Origin of the sequence: Moraxella sp. K127, from assembly GCF_015223095.1 — a bacterium.
Taxonomy (GTDB): Bacteria; Pseudomonadota; Gammaproteobacteria; order Pseudomonadales; family Moraxellaceae; genus Moraxella.
Map to the genome: position 1 here is coordinate 1 of NZ_JADFBZ010000053.1, position 18,975 is coordinate 18,975.

Here is an 18,975-nt window from a genome sequence, read left to right on the forward strand (position 1 = left end):
ATATTGCCCTTATTTTTGGTCAGTTACCAGCCTTTGACCACACCGTCTTTAAATTGGTTTTTGGCTTCGGCTTCCACTTCATCAGACTGATAGGCTTGAACGAAGTTTTTGATAGCGTCCGAGTCTTTGTTATCGGCACGGGCAACGATGATGTTCACATAAGGCGAATCTTTGTCTTCAACAAACACGCCGTCATTGGCGGTTAAGCCCACTTGACCGGCATAAGTGTTGTTCACCACCGCCAAATCCACGTCATCTAAGGCACGAGCGGCGACTGATGTATCCACTTCTTTGATTTCAAGTTTTTTGGGGTTTTCTACGATGTCAAGCGATGTTGAGAATAGGTTGGTGTTGTCTTTTAGCTTGATAAGCCCTTGTTTTTCAAGCAAAATCAATGCACGAGCTAGGTTTGACGGGTCGTTTGGCACCGCCACGATAGCACCGTCTTTAAGCTCGCTTATGCTTTTGATTTTTTTAGAATAGCCTGCCAGTGGATATACGAATGTATTGCCTACGATGACCAGATTATCCAGTTTTTTCTCTTGGCTGTCTTTGTCAAGATAGGGCTTGTGTTGCATGGCGTTGGCGTCTAGGTCGCACTTGGAGACAGCGGTGTTGGGCAGGGCGTAGTCGTTAAACTCAACGTATTCTACCACCAAACCATATTTTTCTTTGGCGACTTTGGCAGCCACTTCGGCAACTTTATGTTCAGGCCCGCTCATCACGCCCACTTTGATTTTGTTGGGGTCGCCAGCAGGGCAAGCGGTTGTGGTTGCCGTTGTGGTTTGGGCGGTTGTGTCGGTTTTGGTTTCGGTTTGGGCAGGTTTGTCGCCACCACAGCCAACTAGGGCAATGCCTGATGCTAAGGCACACAGACCAAAAAATTTGTTTGCTTTCATAAGAGTTCTCTGTTTAAAAAGGAATGATATTTATCTGTTTGTCAATTTAAAATCATTGGGCTTCTTGCAAAACTTAGAATTAAAGAAAACCGTTCGTGGTGAGCTTGTCGAACCATGAAAAGGTTTTCTTTCACCCGAAGGCATAGCTTAGAGCGAACGGAAAACCTAGTATTGCAAGAAGTCTATTAAATTTATCAAATGACAAAATCATGACAACAATAAATTTTAGCATATTAAAGCAAAAAATTAGCCAAACTTCAATATGAATTTTGGCTAAAATTTTAACAAAAGGTTATGCCATTTTGGCATATCATCTGTGATCAAACCGCTCGGCAAGCATATCCCCCACTTTTTGGCATATCATGACAATCGCCACGATGATGACGGTCGCTATCCATTTGACATAGACCATGCCACGATGTTCGCCATAGCTGATAGCAAGGTTGCCCAGCCCACCACCGCCCACCACACCTGCCATGGCTGAGTAGCCGATGAGCGAGACGAGCGTGAGCGTTATGGCGTTGATGAGTATGGGTAGGCTCTCGGGGAAGTAGTATTTTGTGATGATTTGCCAGTTGGTCGCCCCCATGGCGTGAGCCGATTCGGTCAAACCTGTGGGAATCTCGGCTAGGGCGTTGGCAGTAAGCCTTGCCACAAAAGGAATGGCGGTCATGGCAAGTGGCACAATGGCGGCGGTCGTCCCCAAGGTCGTCCCCACAATCAGACGAGTAAAGGGCAACAAAATAATGAGCAAAATGATGAACGGCACCGACCGCCCCACGTTGATAACCACGTCCAATATGGCAAATAAGGGCTTGTTTGCCAAAATCCGCCCCTTGCCCGTCAAAAATGCCAAAAACCCAAGCGGTAGCCCCACCAGCACCGATATGGCGGTAGAGACCAGCCCCATATAGACCGTCTCGTAAGTGGACTTATAGACCATTTGCCACATTTGGGGGGTCAGCTCGCTCATAAAGCCTTGATAAATCTCATGCCACATAGCCTAACACCTCAAATCCAACATGATGTTCTGTAAAAAACGCCAACGCCTCCACGCACGCCGTCCGCTCGCCTATCATTTGGCTAATGGTTACGCCAAACTTGACACCGCCCACATAGTCCATTTGTGAAGTCAAAATGTTAAACGCCACGCCAAATCGCCGTGTCGCCTCCGAAAAAAGCGGACTGTCCACCGTTTTGCCACTAAATTCAAAGCGTATCACAGGATAAGTGCCGTCCGTCTCATGGGCGTGCAGGCGTGCCAAAAATTCATCAGGCAAGCTCACATGAAAAGTCGCCTTGATAAAGTCGTGAGCAAGCTCGGTTTGGGGATTGGCAAAAATCTGCCCCACCGTGCCTTGTTCCACCAACACGCCCTTGTCAATGACCGCCACTTTATCACAAATGCGTTTGACCACGTCCATTTCGTGCGTGATGAGCAGTATGGTAATGCCAAGTTCGCTGTTGATTTTTTTTAATAAATCCAAAATCGCCCCTGTCGTGGCAGGGTCTAAGGCACTGGTCGCTTCATCGCAGAGCAAAACCTTGGGGTCGGTTGCCAACGCTCGGGCAATGGCAACACGCTGTTTTTGACCGCCTGATAAGCTAGACGGATAGGCGTGATGACGCTCGGATAAGCCCACGAGTTCAAGCAAGGAGCTTACCTTTTGTTTGATAACGTGTTTGGGCGTGCCGGAGAGTTCAAGGCTAAGGGCGACATTATCAAACACCGTGCGAGATGAGAGCAGGTTAAACTGCTGAAAAATCATGCCGATATGACGGCGAGCCTTGATAAGGGCGGCGTTATCTAGGCTCATCAAGTCCACACCGTCCACAAAAACGTGTCCTGTCGTGGGGCGTTCTAGGAGATTGACACAGCGAATGAGCGTGGATTTGCCCGCTCCGCTTGCTCCAATCACACCAAAAATCTCGCCCTTTGCCACCGTCAAATCGGTCGGTTGTAGGGCGGTAAAGGTCGTGGGTTTGCCGTCTTTTTTTATGGCGAAAGTTTTGCTGACGCCTTGTAATCTTATCATAATGGGTAAATTTGGGGAAATTGGTTATTATAGCATGGATTGCTAAGACATTATGGCAAAAATTGATGAATTGGTGGGTTTGTGATGATAATTTGCCATGTGGGTGCTTGATGACTTATTGATATCAAAACCAATGTCAAAAATTGAAGTTTTTGTGTGGCGGATTGTCCAAAATTTACGCAAAATTACATTTTACTTAATGCATTCGCACAACCACGACAGTTGCAACAATGGTGTAACATTTTTAAAATTTCTAGGGTAAAGCATGCACAAGACCACCCATGACTTTACATTTTGTGGCTATCACGCACCCCAAAAATCCCCTATCATACACCCATCGCCAACGACAAATGAGTGCTAGATAAATGCTTGGCATCTGTTGGACTAAGATGATTAGCATGAGTGATGTAGCAGAGTTGGCATCGTAGGTAAGGTTGGTTTTGGATGATTTTGATGGTATTTGTGAGATGTTATTTTAAATAACATTTGATAAATCAACATTAACAGAAAATAGAGTTTCACTTTACCTAATTCAGCAAGTAACTAAGTAACATTAATCCATTTTTAATAAGGAATACACCATGAGTAACCATGACAATATCGACCGTGACGTTGTAAAAAACATGTCTGATGAGACCAAAGCAGACCTAAACGCTGACCCAATCACAGGCGAGCCGGGTTCACACCCAGTGGGTACAGCCGTTGGTGGTCTAGGTGGTGCAGCCGCAGGGGCAGCCATCGGTGCATTGGCGGGGCCGCTAGGGGCGTTGATTGGTGGTGCCGTGGGTGCTGTTGTTGGTGGTGGTGCAGGTAGTGCCGCAGGCGAAGCCTTTGACCCAACCGTAGAAGAAGCCTACTGGCGTGCTCACTATGCCGCATCGCCAAACTATGTGGCAGGCTATGACTATGACCGTGACTACCTACCTGCTTATGCCGTAGGTTATGCTAACCGTCCGCATTATCCTGCTGATGCTCGCTTTGAAGATCATGAGAGTGATTTGGAGCGTTCGTGGAATGAAGTCAAAGGCGAATCACGTCTGGCGTGGGAACAAGCCAAACTTGCTGCCCGTGATGCATGGTATCGTGTGAAAAACTAAGAAGTTAAATTTGCCCGATTAATTTTAATTAGGCTCATAAAATAAACCACCCAAAAGTTCTGCATTTGGGTGGTTTTTTGTGCTGTTTTATCATTGTAAATTTTGGTTATTGCCATTTCAAATTTTAAAAACATCCCCATTTATAAACCCATATTTACCAAAATATTTATCAAAATACTAATCAAATAAGGCACATCATGGCACACGAATACATCAGTATCAAAGGGGCAAAAACCCACAACCTAAAAGACATTAACGTGGATATTCCACGAGACAAACTGGTCGTGATTACAGGTTTGTCGGGTTCGGGCAAATCATCGCTGGCTTTTGATACGCTCTACGCCGAAGGGCAAAGACGTTATGTGGAGAGCCTGTCCGCTTATGCTCGCCAGTTTCTATCACAAATGGAAAAGCCTGATGTAGATAGCATCGAAGGCTTATCCCCTGCCATTGCCATTGAACAAAAATCAACCAACCACAACCCCCGCTCCACAGTCGGCACGATTACCGAAGTGTATGATTATTTGCGTTTGTTGTTCGCTCGTGTCGGCACGCCCCATTGTCCTGAACACGGTTTGCCTATGGTTGCCCAAACAGTGAGCGAAATGGTGGATGATATTCTTGCCAAACCTGACGGCACTCGGCTCATGCTCCTTGCCCCTGTCGTGCGTGAGCGTAAGGGTGAGCATATCGCCCTGTTGGAGAGCTTGCAGGCACAGGGTTTTACCAAAGTTCGCATTGACGGTACGGTATACGACATGGACGAGCTACCAACCCTTGCCAAAACGCACAAACACACCATAGACATGGTGGTGGATAGATTTAAGGTGCGAGATGATTTGGGTAACCGAGTGGCGGAGAGTTTAGAGACCACGTTACGGCTCGGCTCGGACATTGCAATTTTGCACAACATGGACGATGAGAGCGAGACGGTGCTGTCTGCCAAGCACTCTTGCCCTGCCTGCGATAGGGCGGTGAGTGAGTTGGAGCCACGCCTGTTTAGCTTTAACAATCCTGCTGGGGCGTGTCCGTCCTGCGATGGTCTGGGTAAACGCCAGTATTTCTCTGCCGAACGTATCGTTACCGAACCTGCCAAATCCTTAAATCAAGGGGCGATACACGGTTGGGACAAACGCCATGCGTATTATTTTGGGCTACTGACAACCGTTTGCACGCATTTTGGCATTGACATGGATAAGCCGTGGCAAGATTTAACCAAAAAAGAACAAACCATTATCCTAAACGGCTCGGGTAAAGAAAAACTGACCTTTAACTTTACCGATGAGCGTGGGCGTAAAACAACCAAAACCGTGCCATTTGAAGGGATTTTGCCGTACCTAGAACGCCGTTATCACAGCACCACAAGCAACATCGTGCGAGATGAGCTTGCCCAATATTTATCTGACACCACTTGTAATGTCTGTAATGGCGTTCGCCTAAATGATATCGCCCGCAGTGTCAAAGTGGACGGACGGGGCGTGGGCGACATCATTCATCTGCCGATAGGGCAAGCGTGGGAGTATTATAAAAACCTGCACATCGGCGGACACAAAGGCGAAGTGGCGGATAAGATTTTTAAAGAAATTCGTGAGCGTTTGGGCTTTTTGACCAAAGTGGGACTAGAATACCTAACCCTTGCCCGCTCTGCCGAGACCCTATCGGGTGGGGAAGCCCAGCGTATCCGTTTGGCAAGCCAAATCGGAGCAGGGCTTATGGGGGTCATGTATGTGCTAGATGAGCCGTCCATTGGCTTGCACCAACGAGACAATGACCGCCTGTTATCCACCTTAACGCACCTACGAGACCTAGGCAATACTGTCATTGTCGTGGAACATGACGAAGATGCTATTCGTACCGCTGACCACATCATTGACATTGGCGTGGGGGCAGGCGTGCATGGGGGGCGTGTGATTACCACAGGGACGGCGGACGAGATTGCCAAAAATGATGATTCATTAACAGGGCAATATTTATCAGGCAAAAAACGCATTGAAATTCCCAAAATCCGCCACAGTGCCAAGACAGGCGAGATTAAAAAAGGCAAAAAAACCATTACCGAACCCCTGTATATCCGCCTAGACGGAGCCAAGGGCAATAATTTAAAAAATGTAAACCTAGCCATTCCAATCGGTGTGATGACCTGTATCACAGGCGTGTCGGGTTCGGGCAAATCCACGCTCATCAACCGCACGCTCATGCCACTGTCCGCCACGCACCTAAATAATGCAACCACGCTCGTGCCAGAGCCGTATGACAAAATCACAGGGCTTGAACACCTTGATAAAATGGTGGACATAGACCAGTCGCCAATCGGTCGCACGCCACGCTCCAACCCTGCCACTTATACGGGCGTGTTTACGCTCATCAGAGACCTATTTACCCAAACCCCCGAAGCTCAGGCAAGGGGCTATAAGGCAGGGCGGTTTAGTTTTAACGTCAAAGGCGGTCGCTGTGAAGCCTGTCAAGGGGACGGCATGATAAAGGTAGAAATGCACTTTTTGCCCGATATGTATGTGCCGTGCGATGTCTGTCATGGCAAACGCTACAACCGTGAGACCCTAGAAGTCCACTACAAGGGCAAATCTATCTCGGACGTGCTGGACATGACGGTAGAAGATGCCTTGGCGTTTTTTGAAGCAATCCCTGCCATTCATCGTAAATTAGAAGCTCTCATGCAAGTGGGTTTGGGCTACATTCAGCTTGGGCAATCCGCCACGACTTTATCAGGGGGCGAAGCCCAAAGGGTCAAACTTGCCAAAGAGCTTGCCAAACGGGACACAGGGCAAACCCTGTATATCCTAGATGAGCCGACCACAGGACTGCATTTTGAAGACATCGCCAAACTGCTTGACATTCTGCACGCCCTGCGTGATAAGGGCAATACGGTGGTGGTCATTGAGCATAATTTGGACGTCATCAAGACCGCTGACCATATCGTGGATTTGGGTTATGAAGGTGGCTCAGGTGGGGGTGAGATTGTCGCCACAGGCACGCCCGAACAAGTGGCACAAGACGAAAAGTCGCATACGGGGCGGTTTTTGAAAATGGTGCTGGATAAGGGCTGATGAAAAAATCCAAACTGCTTAAACTCACCCTAACCGCCTTGGCACTGTTATTGATACCAAGGCGAAGTAGTCCCAATCCGCCAAAAAGGTAGCTCATGTATTTATTTGACACCCACACCCATTTTGACGTACCCGAATACGATAATAAGCGAGATGATTATAATCACACCGCCTTTGCTCATGGCGTGCGTCATGTGGTGCTTATCGGCTATTTGGCAAAGTATTTTGACAGAATGAGACAGGTCAAGCATTATGCCGACACCCATTACCCAATCAAGCACCATTTAGCGTGTGGCTTGCACCCGTTATATATCAAAGAGCATGGCGATGATGATTTAATTCTTTTGGATAATTATCTAAAAAAATATCCCAACATTGCCATTGGCGAGATAGGGCTTGATACTTATCCTGACGAATTAAAACGGGCGGATAGTTATGATAAACAATGCCGTTTTTTTATAGAACAAATCGGCTTATCAAAAACGCATGATTTACCCATTTTATTGCACATTCGTAAATCGCACGCTGACACCCTAAAACTTTTAAAAGCACAAAAATATAACGCCCATAATCAAGGCGGTATTGCTCACAGTTTTAGCGGTGGCGAAAATGAAGCATTGCATTTTGCCAAATTGGGTTTTAAAATTGGCATTACAGGACAAATCACCAACCCCAATGCCAAAAAATTACGCCAAGCGGTAAAAACGGTGTTTGATAAAATTGGCATATCTGCTTTTGTGATTGAAACCGATTGCCCTGATATGAATCCTATTCCTGCTCAAACTGGCGGTAATTATTTTAATGAACCCAAAAATTTGATTTATGTTTTAGATGAATTGGCGGTATTATTTAATATGGATAAAGAGACTTTGGCATATAAACTTTGGCAAAACAGCAATGACGCATTTAAAACTAATTTTGAATATCATTAAATGATTTTTTAATGGGTTTTTCCGTTCGTGGTGAGCTTGTCGAACCATGACGAAAAACCGTTTTACCCTTCGACTTAGCTCAGGGCGAACGGTTTTTTTAATTCGCTTAATTTATTTAAAAATCAATAAAATTTAAAGAGTAAAATAAAATGACCAACCGCAGATTTACAGGCACACGCACGCTATATCAAGATGATTTTGATAAATTTGCCAATGCTCACGTTATTATCATCGGTATTGGTGGCGTGGGGTCGTGGGCGACAGAAGCCCTTGCTCGCACTGGCGTGGGCGAGCTGACGCTCATTGACATGGATGTGCTGGTGGAGAGCAATGTCAATCGCCAACTGCCCGCCCTAACCGACACCTTTGGCGAATCCAAAATCGGCGAGATGACAAAACGGGCGGTAGGCATTAACCCCAATATCAAAATCAATGTTATTGATGAATTTATCACGCCTAATAATATTCATGAATTATTACCCACTATTGAAACCATAAAAGACTACAAAGCCAAAAAAAGACCGCTTGTTATATTGGACTGTGTGGACGATATGAATGCCAAATTGGCAATCGCCCTATATTGCCGATTTAATAAAGTCAAGCTCATCATCTCAGGCGGAGCAGGGGGAAAAATTGACCCCTTGCAAATAAAAGTGAGCGATTTAAAAGATGTGTATCAAGACCCCTTACTTGCCAAATTACGCCAACACCTAAGAGATAAAAATATCAATAAATCTTTAAAAGAAAAGTTTGGCATGAAATGCGTCTATTCGTCCGAACCTTTAAAACTTGCCAATGCTTGCGAGAGCGGACTTAACTGTGGTGGTTATGGCTCGGCAGTAACGGTAACGGCAAGCGTAGGCATGATAATGGCAAGCGAATGCTTAAAGATGATTGGTAATTTTTAATTTTATCTGTTATCATTTTATTTGGTTAATAAACTCACAAAAAACGAAGTTATCTTATGAAAATTTTACAATCCAAACATTATCGTCCTAGAAAGGTCATCACTGAAATATTTAGGGATAATCAATATCAAATTACTTCCCAAGATTTAGACCATGCTGTTTCTACTTATGATAATCCTTATAATGAATTATTAGATTCATTATTACCCAGTGTTGATTTTCATGATATGGTGATTAAAAAAGACAAATTGGTGGATTTTATTAAATGCACCGATTATCACCCTGTGGCATTTGATAAAAAAAGCCATGTTTTTTATGAAAATGAATTGTGTTACTTTTATGAAAAATACGAATTATTTATCATTGCCAAAGAAAATCTAAGCAATGAATACGACAAAACCATTTTTGAATCGGGTTTTTTAAAGGTAAATCGTATTTTTTATGACCCAACCAATGAAAATGCCCTAACTAATATCCGTGCCTTTTTTAATGAGTATTTGGAAAAATATATCTCAAAAGACAGCAAGGTATTTCTATTATTAAAAGAAGGGCGAGATTTGGTATTTAGACACCAAAGTATTAAACCTTATACGCTCGACTTGCAGACAATGTATAATGACGACTTTTTGCCAACTCATCATAAAGTCAAAGATGAATTGGCACAAGGCAAAAAAGGCGTGGTATTATTGCACGGCTTGGCAGGGACGGGCAAGACCAATTATATCAAATGGCTCACCGCCCAAATTCCTGATAAGGATTTTATCTTTGTGCCAAATAATATGATTGGCGAGCTTGCCAAACCTGAATTTATGAGTATGCTTATTGAACAAAAAAATTCGGTGTTGGTATTAGAAGACTGTGAAAACTATATTGCCGAGCGTGTGGGCGGTGGCAATCAAACGGACGTGGTGGGGATTATTCTCAATATCGCTGACGGGATATTGTCAGACGTATTAGAGTGCCAGTTTATTTGCACCTTTAATGCTGATTTAATGGATATTGACCATGCCTTATTAAGACGTGGGCGACTCATTGCCGAATATCAATTTGGTAAATTATCCATTGAAAAATGCAATGCTTATCTAAAATCCATTGGCAAAAACATCACGGTGGATAAAGAGATGACCCTTGCCGAATTAACCCACATTGACGAAAAAGAATATAAAGCGGTTGATGATAAAAAAGTAGGGTTTGGGTTTGTTTAAATCTATTGGTTATAATGATTTTAAATAGATGAATAAGGGTAAATTAAATTTGCCCTTATTTTTATTTTTAAAAATATGTTAATTACCCTTAATAAATACCATCATATCCATAACGCTGATTATTCACCTGAGTAGCAAAAGTCATGCCATAGCGTAAATGGGTGTTATCATGCCATTTATAAACAAAGCTGTATGGTTTATAAAATTGATGTGTGTCATACATCAAACTTAAATGCAGTCGCTCTAAATCGCTAATGTCTTCGGTGATAAGTCGGTCATTATCAAGATAAATAAAATGGCATTGCGACTGTGCGTGTGGCGTGGTAAAAATTTGCTCGCTAAAATGATAATGGCAATATACCGCTTTATCCTGTCCGATATTGGGCGGGGCATAGCTGATATAATCCACGTCATCAGGAATGTGAGATGTTAATTTGGGATTGATGTGCTTGGCGTGATATTTAAGATTGGATATATGACAATTATCTGACGATGAATGCGTACTTTGGATTTGATTAAATTCATCTTGGATTGTTTGAATGATTTGTTTGTCGCCAATCACATCAAGGGCAGGCATATCAAAATCATGATTGGTCATATAATCCGCCCCATGTTTTAGGGCAATCTTACTTAACTCTTTGTGCGTACACATATCATAGCTGATGTGGGTGAATTGGCTTTGATTATTGGATAATAAAATCATGGCGGTAATCGCCATACATGATAAGATGATAAGTAAGGGGGTGATAAATTTCATGATTGGTAATTTTTTAATTTATCCTAAATTAGCCAAACAATTCTGTCAAGGGTGGGCGTGCCTGTTTAAACGGATATTTTCATTACAAAAATTGAGTTAAAGTGTTAAGTTTTGACCTTACTTTATAAAAATGTTATCAATGGCAGGCATGCTCTAATCATGAACAGGCTCTTAAAGTCATAAATCGCCATGCTCTCATACCTTACCATGCCTTAATAAATAAGATGGCAGGCGGGGCGGTCTAAGGTATGAAAAATAACCACCGTTCGGCTCATGACTTCCTAGCCTGCTAAAACTGATACATGATTCAAATTTGAATCATCTAGTTAGATTGCCCCAATCTAAGCCTATCTAAATTTGACTAACCAAATAAGCCAACTTCAATCCGCCATTGATACGGATAAACCCCAATCGCTCATAATATTGGGCTAACTGCTTATCTTTGGCATCTATCATGGCGAACGCCACACCGCTTTGGGTGCTGATATTTTTAATGCGTTCTAGGGCGTTTCTAATGGCGTGTTTTGATAGCCCCTGCCCTTGATAATCCTTGCTTACCCCAATCCGCCCTATGATGACAATGGGAATTTGTTTGGGATAGCCTTTTATGGTGGCGTTGTCAAAATGGGCGTTGGATAGGGTGTAAAACGCCTTGATAACGCTGTCATCTGCCAATACATGAACCCTTGCTACGCCCTTTTTGTGGTGCTGGCTTGCCATTGTCTGCAAATAGCGGTTAATGTCATCTTGTCCACAATCAAAGGCGGTGCGGTCGTGGTGCTTGTCTAATGGCTCAAACATGGCTATCCCCAAACAACAAGGCTCTTGCCTTTGGGTTAGGTTTTGGGGGGTTATCCAGTAGGCTCATCAAATGCCGTGTTTCATCATCACTTAGGCGGATTTCATCGCCATTTAAGCCGTGTTGGTCTAACACCTGCCAAATATCATCATAATCTTTGGCTAGCATTTCCTGCACCGTTAAACCCTGCTCATGGGCTTTGGCAATAATGGCTTGTTCGATGTGTGGTGGTAAATCTATAATCATGGTTAATCCTTAAAATAATTCGCCATGACTGCCCAACCTTGCCAATGACAAATATTCATCATCTTTTGGTAGATAAGTAGTAAGTCGGGCTTGATGTGACATTCTCTAAACCCCTTGTAATTACCAATTAAATCATGGTCTTTGTATTTTGGCGGTAAAGGTTTGTTGTTCAGTAGCAAATAAAGCACTTCTATCAAAGCGGTATCAAGCTCGCCATGCTTTTTAAAGTCTCTTTTAAAGGCGTTTGAGCGTTGTAATTTAAGCGTTCAAATCCGCCATAAGTTCATCAAGCGTATCAAATTGCTTGCCCTGCCCCGCCACAAGCTCATCTATGGCTTGTTTGGTTTCGCTGTTTGGCATATAGGCAAACTCTAAGGCTTTTTCATAAACGCTATTGACACAAAACTGCTCAACACTAATGCCCTGTACGTTGGCAATACGCTCGATGATGTGAGCGGTGGTCGGTGGTAGGTCAATAATCATGGTTAATCCTTGTGTGGTACGTATCCATTATAAATTTAATCACACGACCAATCAAGGCATTTTTCTCAATCTAGGGGAAAACGTGGGGAAAATGGCGTAAAGCCTTTATTTATAAGGCTTGCAGGGGTTTTTGGTTTATTTCCCCCATTTCTGGGTTTTTATTTTTATTTTTGGCGGTGTATTTGTACAAGTTTATGATTTTATTAGGCTTATTTGGCGTGCATTTGTCATTAGGCTGCAAGCATTTAATGGCGGTATCTGTAAGGCTTATTGTTGGTATATTGTGATGGCAAACTCAAATACCAACAAAATTCATGGATAGCAATAGATTATGGTGGACTACCAAAGACAAGGAAAAGGGATAAAGCCTAGAAAAATCAAGGGCTATCGCACTGTTGTGGATAGCCCTAGACTGTTGTATGGTCGGAGTGGCGGGATTCGAACTCGCGACCCCTTGCACCCCATGCAAGTGCGCTACCAAGCTGCGCTACACCCCGAATAGGCGATTATTATAGCAGGTTTTTGTCAGATTGCAAGCGATTTTTAAATCATGTTTTGATCGTAAAGCAAAACCGCCCAATGAGATTTGAGCGGTTTCGTATGACGGTTCATCACGCCTGATTGTCATCAGATGATGGGTTATCAAGTGGAGCGTTATCATCGGCTTTGGGTTTGCGTTTGACGACTTCTGCCTTCTGGGCTGCCTTAGATGTTCTTTTGGCGGGGGTTTTGGCAGGTTTTGGGGTTTTTGCTTTGGCGGGCTTGGGCTTTTTGGGCGTTACCAAATTCAAAATCCCTGTTGGTTGTAACAGCTGACCTGAGACGCTCTCAATCATGTCCTTATAGCTGGTAGGACTGGTTTTGGTGGTCTCATCATGTGTCTTATTGTCAGCCTTATCATCTGCTTTGGGGGCTTGGGCGTCTGGTTTACCATCGTCTTTGGGTTCATCAGCTGGGCTGATGATGTCATCCAAGGCTTGCACCAAAGATTCTAAGGCGGATTCTGCGGATTCTAACACTTTATCCATGGTATCGCTGGCAGACTCTAACAAGCTCGGCTCGGTAGTGTCATTTGTGCTAGGCTCTGTCTTAGGGGGTAAAGGCTCAGCCATGTCGCCTGCTGGCAGGTCAGGGTTGTCCACAGGCTCAGGCTTGTGGGCTTCTGTGGCAGGGGCTGCCGTCTCATCTGCTACTACATTCGGGACAGATTTGCCTACCGTCTCATCAGAGATGGGTGGTGTGCCTAAGTCAGGGTGCTGACCACGGGGGTCGTTGCTGGCACGCTGAGCGATGGGACGTGGTATGGCTTCGGTTTTGCCTTGTCCGATGTGCCATGCACGCTGTGCGGTGGTATGCTCGGCAAAGTCTGCCAAATACTCGTCTGAGAGTGGGGCATAGCCATAGTTGGCGAACTGCTCGGCAAACGCCTGTTCGAACGCCTGCTCGCCGTCTGTCGCAGAGTGGGTCTCTGTGGGTTTGTCAGCGTGAATGGTATCTACCGCACGCAAAAAGTGTGCCACAAAGTCGTCACGCCATGCTTGGGGCAGGGTGTCGCCCAACACGCTTTGGATAAACTCACCTGCCGTGCCTGTGATGGTTGGGCGAGTTGTGGTGGGGGCTGGCTGTGCTTTGGTCAGACCGAGCTTCTCACGCAGGGCGACTGCCACGACTCGGGGGTCGTTGATTGCCTTGTTCATCTCTTGGGCGAGTGTGGTTAGGCGTTCTGCACTCACGACATCAGCGGTTGGCGTATCTGTCTGCTGTGTCATGTCAGGAGCATGGGTACTCACTTCATCTGCTTGGGCGGATGTGGCTTGCCCTGTTTGATTTGCTCCTATATCATCGTCAGGTGCAGTAACATCACCATCCACACCGATGGTCTCTGCCGCCACTTCTGCTTGCACTTCTGTTGGCACCGCCAAGTTTGCCACGTCGCTGTCTTTGCTAGGTTTATCGGCAGGTTCGGCTTTTTCAGCTCTGGTGCGTTTTGGCTTGGGTTTGCTGTTGTCTAGCGAGACATGCACCACATCGCCTGTCATCTCGGGCTCGGTGATGGGGCTGACGTGTAGCACCACTTCATCAGGGTTGGTAGATTTGCGTGTGCTACGGTCAGCTTTGGCAGGTTTGTCAGCACCTTTATCTGCTCTTGGCTCATGTTTTGATTCTGGCTTTGGCTCATGGGCTTGGGGCTTGGCTGTTGATTTGTCCATGCCCTTGTCTGTGCCTTTATCCGCCCCTTTGTCTGCTTTGTCGCGGGCTTTGCCTGACTGATGGCTGTTGGTATTTACCACGTCTGTTTTGTCGGCAGGTTGTAGTGTCTCGCCACGCACCGTCTCGCCACGAGGTTCACGCTGAGAGTGTGGCTCACGCTTGGGGTAGTCCTGTTCTTTTTTACGGCGGTCGGCTCTGTTTTTGTCCTTGTCGCTTTGGGTATCACGGACGGCTTCACGCTTTTCTGCCTTGTCGTTTTTGTCATCATTGGCAGGTTTGGTTTTTTTCTTGTATTTGTCATCACGCTCGGTGCGGGTGCCACGCTCGGCTTTGTCGGTTCTGTCAGACTTTTGGGGGGCTTTGTCTGGGGTACTCTCGCTAGCGGTGGGTAGGCTGATTTGTCCAAATGCACCCAAGCTACTTGCCCCACCATTGACGATGGATTCGATGGCGGCGGCAGCGTCTGCGTTATTTAAGGCATGAGTAAGGCGTGCCTGTGGCTTGGGAGCGAATAGGTTGGACAGCCATGCCACGGCTTTGACTTCTTGGGACTGTTTGGGGGTCTCTTGGGGGGCTTTGTCTCGTTTGTTGTCGCCTTTTTGGTCTTTGGCTTTGGTGGTGGCATTATCCGCCTTTTGCCAACGGTTTGCCACTGTGGTCGGTTCATCGGTTTTGGTTTGCCAATTCACTTCATAACCACGGTCAATGTTTTCACGTTCTTCAACATCAACAATCCGCTCATAGCTTGACGGGGCAAAGCCGTCTGGGTTGAAGTGCAGGCTAAAATTAGGACTTTCTAAATGAGCATGGGGCAAAATGGTAATGCGTGTGCCTGAGTCTTGTTCTAGATACACAAGGCTTTCACGTTTTTCATTAAGCAAAAAGGCGGCAATCTCGGTCGGCACTTCGGCTTGAATCTCGCCCATACGCTCTTTTAGGGCAATCTGCTCGATTTGTCGCATGATAGACAGAGCCAAAGAACGCAAATCCCGTATCATGCCATTGCCATGACAACGTGGGCACAGATAGCCTGTGGCTTCTTCTAGGGACGGACGCAGACGCTGACGGCTCATCTCCATCAGTCCAAATTTGCTAATCTCGGCAAACTGCACTCTGGCACGGTCGTAGCGTGTGGCATCAATTAAGCGTTTTTCCACGTCCTTTTGGTGCTGTGGGTCGTTCATGTCAATAAAGTCAATGACAATCAGACCGCCCATGTCTCTTAGGCGTAGCTGACGGGCAATCTCATCGGCGGCTTCTAGGTTGGTGTGGTAAGCGGTCTCGGAGACGTCCGAGCCTTTGGTGGACTTGGCGGAGTTGATGTCGATTGCCACCATTGCTTCGGTTTGGTCGATGACGATAGAGCCACCAGACGGCAGACGCACTTCACGCTGATAGGCGGTTTCAATCTGACGCTCAATGCCAAAGCGGGTAAATAGGGGTTCATAATCGGTATATTTACGCAATTTGCCCATTTGGGTTGGCATGACAGACGCAATAAAGTGAGCCGCTTCGTTATAGGCGTTCTCAGAGTCAATCCACACTTCGCCGATGTCATCACGCAGATAATCACGCACGGCACGAGTAACCACGCCTGCTTCTTGGTGAACAAGGCAGGGGCTTGGGCGAGTGCGGTTTTGTTCTAGGATAGATGACCACGCATCCAGCAGGTGGTTTAGGTCGTTTTGTAGGTCATCAAAGCCCTTGCCAATCCCTGCCGTGCGTACAATCACACTCATGCCACGGGGTATTGATAGACTGGCGATGATTTGCTTCATTTCATCACGCACTTTGCCTGAGATTTGACGGCTGATACCGCCCCCTTTGGCGTTGTTTGGCATGAGTACCAAATACCGCCCAGCCAGCGAGATGTAGGTGGACAAGGCAGCCCCTTTGTTGCCACGTTCTTCTTTTTCGACTTGAACGATGACGCTGTCGCCTTCTTTGATGATGTCTCGGATATTGTCGGTGCGGGGGTTGCCTTTGAGATACTCGGGGGCAATCTCACGCAGGGGCAAAAAGCCCTGACGAGCCGAGCCGTATTCAACAAATACCGCTTCTAATGACGGCTCAACACGGGTGATATGTCCCTTGTAGATGTTGGCTTTTTTTTGTTCACGAGTGCGATTTTCTAGGTCAAAATCGTAAAGGTGGTGGTCTTTGCACAGTGCCACACGAATTTCTTCGTTGTGGGTGGCGTTGATAAGAATGCGTTTCATGATGTTCCTTAAAAAGTAAACATCAAGGCGGTAAGATAGGGCGTTGCCTATTAGACAAATGGTTGGGCTTTATGGTGTGTTAGGTTTGCAAAAATCGGATACATCAGCACCCTTGTTTTGGCTTTTTACAATAAAAATCTACAAAACTAAAAACCCATTTGGTAAATCATTACCAAATCAGTTCAACGCCTAAAAAATTGGTTGGGATTAACCCTTATCATACAGTCATCGCTTGCACCGATGAAACCAAACAGCAAATTCTACAAAAACAGTGTTTGTCTTGTGTTTTTGTGTGTGTTTGGCAAAAAATCTTACGCACCTTGATGTGCAAAATAAAAAATAGGTTTTGATTTAAAGGTGTGTCAACAAGAAAACCGTTCGTGGTGAGCTTGTCGAACCATAACGGTTTTCTGCCACCCTTCGACAAGCTCAGGGCGAACGGAAAACCTATCATTTTTTCAAATCATTACCGAAAAAATTATGGGCTACCTGTGATGAATATAAATAATCAATACCAAGATTATGTTTGGTATTTTTAATCAATACGCCATTTTTGGCAAAAATTTCACTTTTGTCATCACTTTATTTGGTAACGTGCTAAACTATATCAGATTTACCCAAATTTTCCTATCAAAATTTTAAAAATTTAACAATATGACCCAAAATTCCCCCAAAATGCCCCAATCGGCTGATGATGTGATTAGCGATTTTAGCCGTGTCAATTTTTTGACCGTAACCGCCAACCAAGACGGACAACGCATTGATAATTTTTTGCTCGCTCGCCTAAAAGGCTTGCCACGCTCGCACCTGTATAAGCTCATCAGAGATGATGAAATCCGCATCAACAAAAAACGCTGTAAGCCCCATGACCGCCTAAGCGTGGGCGATGTCGTGCGTGTCGCTCCCATTCGCCTGTCGGTGCGTGATGAGCCTGTGGTGTCGGACGACTTTGCCAAGGGTTTGCTTGGACGGGTGGTGTTTGAAAATGACGGCTTGATTGTGCTAAACAAACCGCATGGCTTGGCGGTGCATGGCGGAAGTGGCGAGAGTTTTGGGGTGATTGAAGCCATGCGAGTGGCAACGGGCAAAAAATATTTAGAACTCATTCACAGGATTGACAAAGACACGTCAGGGCTACTGCTGATTGCCAAAAAACGCAGTACTTTAAAAGACTTACAAGTCCATTTTAGAGAAAAAACCATACAAAAAGACTATCTGTGCGTGGTGCATGGGGCGGTCAAGAGCGGTCAAAAAATAGACAAACCGCTACTCAAATACACCCTAAAAAATGGCGAAAGACGGGTCAAGGTAGATAAAGACGGCAAACCGTCCCAAACCGTGATAGACGTGCTGGCGAGCTTTGAGATAGACGGCATGGCGGTAAGCCTTGTCAAGGCAAGTCCACTCACAGGACGCACGCACCAAATCCGTGTGCATATGGCAAGTATCGGTCATGCCTTGCTTGGCGATGACAAGTATCAGTCGCCCACGCAGGCAAGCCTTGCCACCCAAAAAGGCATAAAACGGCTGTGCCTACACGCTTGGCGGATTGCCGTGCCGAGTGATGACGGTGTGCAGGTGTTTGAAGCGGAGTTGCCTGATGATATCAGGGGGATTGTGGGGGATAGGGTTTAGGATTGCGTGCGATTATTTGACTTGGGTTAAGGGCTAGTTAAGAGTAAGTAGGGTGCATACCACGCACCTTTTTAAAACATACCTTAATAATCATCGTCTTGCCTTTCTATTTTTGCTTCCCTTAATCTCTGTCTTGCTTTTATTGCTCTTATCTCATTAAGATAAAATCTTAGCATTCTTGCTTCTTCTTGGGCGGCGGTAGTTTCACCATTGTGCATTCTTTGAAATGCTGCTTCAAGTCGTGGGGCACAAATTGCCTTAATTTCATCACTAAAAGAAAGACCAACCGAATGTATGGCTCTTCTGCCAGCTTCTAAGATATTATGTTCTCTTTTTTCACTCATGATATTACCCTGTTGTTTTAAATTTATAATTATAACACATATCTACGCCCCAATTTTTATAGTCATAACTTTTATCTTTAAATAACCCCATTGTAAAACACCCACCACCCCAAATCAACCCAATTTCCCCAAAAAGCCC

The 18,975-nt window shown here is 45.3% G+C and carries 15 protein-coding genes, 1 tRNA gene and 1 pseudogene; 6 read left to right on the forward strand and 11 right to left on the reverse strand.

The features are described 5' to 3' along the window. Positions 1-23: 23 nt before the first annotated feature. From IM753_RS10775 to metN, 3 genes are all read right to left on the reverse strand, one after another. Positions 24-899, reverse strand: a complete 876-nt coding sequence (locus IM753_RS10775; RefSeq protein ID WP_194109271.1) for a MetQ/NlpA family lipoprotein — start codon at positions 897-899, stop codon at positions 24-26. A gap of 310 nt (positions 900-1,209) precedes the next feature. Then, positions 1,210-1,899 (reverse strand): methionine ABC transporter permease, encoded by a 690-nt coding sequence (locus IM753_RS10780; protein WP_194109272.1) that lies wholly within the window; start codon positions 1,897-1,899, stop codon positions 1,210-1,212. Next, positions 1,889-2,935, reverse strand: coding sequence for a methionine ABC transporter ATP-binding protein MetN (gene metN, locus IM753_RS10785; protein WP_065256635.1), 1,047 nt, complete (start codon positions 2,933-2,935; stop codon positions 1,889-1,891). Before metN ends, IM753_RS10780 begins: the two co-directional genes overlap by 11 nt. A gap of 581 nt (positions 2,936-3,516) precedes the next feature. Here metN and IM753_RS10790 point away from each other — a divergent pair. From IM753_RS10790 to IM753_RS10810, 5 genes are all read left to right on the forward strand, one after another. Next, positions 3,517-4,032 (forward strand): hypothetical protein, encoded by a 516-nt coding sequence (locus IM753_RS10790; RefSeq protein WP_065256634.1) that lies wholly within the window; start codon positions 3,517-3,519, stop codon positions 4,030-4,032. 197 nt (positions 4,033-4,229) lie between these two features. Then, positions 4,230-7,097: an excinuclease ABC subunit UvrA gene (gene uvrA, locus IM753_RS10795; RefSeq protein WP_194109273.1), complete on the forward strand. Its 2,868-nt coding sequence runs from the start codon at positions 4,230-4,232 to the stop codon at positions 7,095-7,097. Between the two features lie 95 nt (positions 7,098-7,192). Next, entirely contained in the window at positions 7,193-8,029 is an 837-nt protein-coding gene (locus IM753_RS10800; protein WP_065256632.1) for a TatD family hydrolase, read from the forward strand. A gap of 149 nt (positions 8,030-8,178) precedes the next feature. Further along, a complete protein-coding gene (locus tag IM753_RS10805; protein WP_065256631.1) occupies positions 8,179-8,937 on the forward strand; it encodes a ThiF family adenylyltransferase in 759 nt (252 codons plus the stop codon). Positions 8,938-8,993: 56 nt separating this feature from the next. Further along, positions 8,994-10,142: an AAA family ATPase gene (locus IM753_RS10810; RefSeq protein ID WP_194109274.1), complete on the forward strand. Its 1,149-nt coding sequence runs from the start codon at positions 8,994-8,996 to the stop codon at positions 10,140-10,142. A gap of 88 nt (positions 10,143-10,230) precedes the next feature. Here IM753_RS10810 and IM753_RS10815 read toward each other — a convergent pair whose 3' ends face one another. The 7 genes and pseudogenes from IM753_RS10815 to IM753_RS10845 form a co-directional block, all read right to left on the reverse strand. Beyond that, positions 10,231-10,899: a hypothetical protein gene (locus IM753_RS10815; protein WP_065256629.1), complete on the reverse strand. Its 669-nt coding sequence runs from the start codon at positions 10,897-10,899 to the stop codon at positions 10,231-10,233. 351 nt (positions 10,900-11,250) lie between these two features. Continuing rightward, positions 11,251-11,700 carry a GNAT family N-acetyltransferase gene (locus tag IM753_RS10820; RefSeq protein ID WP_065256628.1) on the reverse strand — a complete coding sequence of 150 codons (450 nt, stop codon included), beginning with the start codon at positions 11,698-11,700 and terminating at the stop codon, positions 11,251-11,253. After that, complete coding sequence (locus IM753_RS10825; protein ID WP_065256627.1) at positions 11,693-11,944, reverse strand: DUF1778 domain-containing protein; 252 nt, start codon at positions 11,942-11,944, stop codon at positions 11,693-11,695. Before IM753_RS10825 ends, IM753_RS10820 begins: the two co-directional genes overlap by 8 nt. A gap of 116 nt (positions 11,945-12,060) precedes the next feature. Continuing rightward, a pseudogene (locus IM753_RS13405) lies at positions 12,061-12,144 on the reverse strand (type II toxin-antitoxin system mRNA interferase toxin, RelE/StbE family); the annotation flags it as partial. Between the two features lie 58 nt (positions 12,145-12,202). Beyond that, positions 12,203-12,427, reverse strand: a complete 225-nt coding sequence (locus IM753_RS10835) for a hypothetical protein (RefSeq protein WP_065256626.1) — start codon at positions 12,425-12,427, stop codon at positions 12,203-12,205. A 420-nt stretch (positions 12,428-12,847) separates the two neighbouring features. Further along, positions 12,848-12,924, reverse strand: a tRNA-Pro gene (locus tag IM753_RS10840). Positions 12,925-13,038: 114 nt separating this feature from the next. Beyond that, on the reverse strand, positions 13,039-16,857 hold the full coding sequence (locus IM753_RS10845; protein WP_194109275.1) for an Rne/Rng family ribonuclease: 3,819 nt from the start codon (positions 16,855-16,857) through the stop codon (positions 13,039-13,041). A gap of 654 nt (positions 16,858-17,511) precedes the next feature. Here IM753_RS10845 and IM753_RS10850 point away from each other — a divergent pair. Continuing rightward, on the forward strand, positions 17,512-18,492 hold the full coding sequence (locus IM753_RS10850; protein WP_065256624.1) for an RluA family pseudouridine synthase: 981 nt from the start codon (positions 17,512-17,514) through the stop codon (positions 18,490-18,492). A gap of 83 nt (positions 18,493-18,575) precedes the next feature. Here IM753_RS10850 and IM753_RS10855 read toward each other — a convergent pair whose 3' ends face one another. Then, entirely contained in the window at positions 18,576-18,836 is a 261-nt protein-coding gene (locus IM753_RS10855) for a hypothetical protein (RefSeq protein WP_194109276.1), read from the reverse strand. Between the last annotated feature and the right edge of the window lie 139 nt (positions 18,837-18,975).

Excerpts from the sequence above, each read along its gene's own strand:
- IM753_RS10810 (WP_194109274.1), top strand. The coding sequence starts at position 8,994 with ATGAAAATTTTACAATCCAAACATTATCGTCCTAGAAAGGTCATCACT.
- uvrA (WP_194109273.1), top strand. The coding sequence starts at position 4,230 with ATGGCACACGAATACATCAGTATCAAAGGGGCAAAAACCCACAACCTA.
- metN (WP_065256635.1), bottom strand. The coding sequence starts at position 2,935 with ATGATAAGATTACAAGGCGTCAGCAAAACTTTCGCCATAAAAAAAGAC.
- IM753_RS10805 (WP_065256631.1), top strand. The coding sequence starts at position 8,179 with ATGACCAACCGCAGATTTACAGGCACACGCACGCTATATCAAGATGAT.
- IM753_RS10780 (WP_194109272.1), bottom strand. The coding sequence starts at position 1,899 with ATGTGGCATGAGATTTATCAAGGCTTTATGAGCGAGCTGACCCCCCAA.
- IM753_RS10800 (WP_065256632.1), top strand. The coding sequence starts at position 7,193 with ATGTATTTATTTGACACCCACACCCATTTTGACGTACCCGAATACGAT.
- IM753_RS10845 (WP_194109275.1), bottom strand. The coding sequence starts at position 16,857 with ATGAAACGCATTCTTATCAACGCCACCCACAACGAAGAAATTCGTGTG.
- IM753_RS10850 (WP_065256624.1), top strand. The coding sequence starts at position 17,512 with ATGACCCAAAATTCCCCCAAAATGCCCCAATCGGCTGATGATGTGATT.
- IM753_RS10775 (WP_194109271.1), bottom strand. The coding sequence starts at position 899 with ATGAAAGCAAACAAATTTTTTGGTCTGTGTGCCTTAGCATCAGGCATT.
- IM753_RS10820 (WP_065256628.1), bottom strand. The coding sequence starts at position 11,700 with ATGTTTGAGCCATTAGACAAGCACCACGACCGCACCGCCTTTGATTGT.
- IM753_RS10815 (WP_065256629.1), bottom strand. The coding sequence starts at position 10,899 with ATGAAATTTATCACCCCCTTACTTATCATCTTATCATGTATGGCGATT.
- IM753_RS10790 (WP_065256634.1), top strand. The coding sequence starts at position 3,517 with ATGAGTAACCATGACAATATCGACCGTGACGTTGTAAAAAACATGTCT.
- IM753_RS10855 (WP_194109276.1), bottom strand. The coding sequence starts at position 18,836 with ATGAGTGAAAAAAGAGAACATAATATCTTAGAAGCTGGCAGAAGAGCC.
- IM753_RS10825 (WP_065256627.1), bottom strand. The coding sequence starts at position 11,944 with ATGATTATAGATTTACCACCACACATCGAACAAGCCATTATTGCCAAA.
- IM753_RS10835 (WP_065256626.1), bottom strand. The coding sequence starts at position 12,427 with ATGATTATTGACCTACCACCGACCACCGCTCACATCATCGAGCGTATT.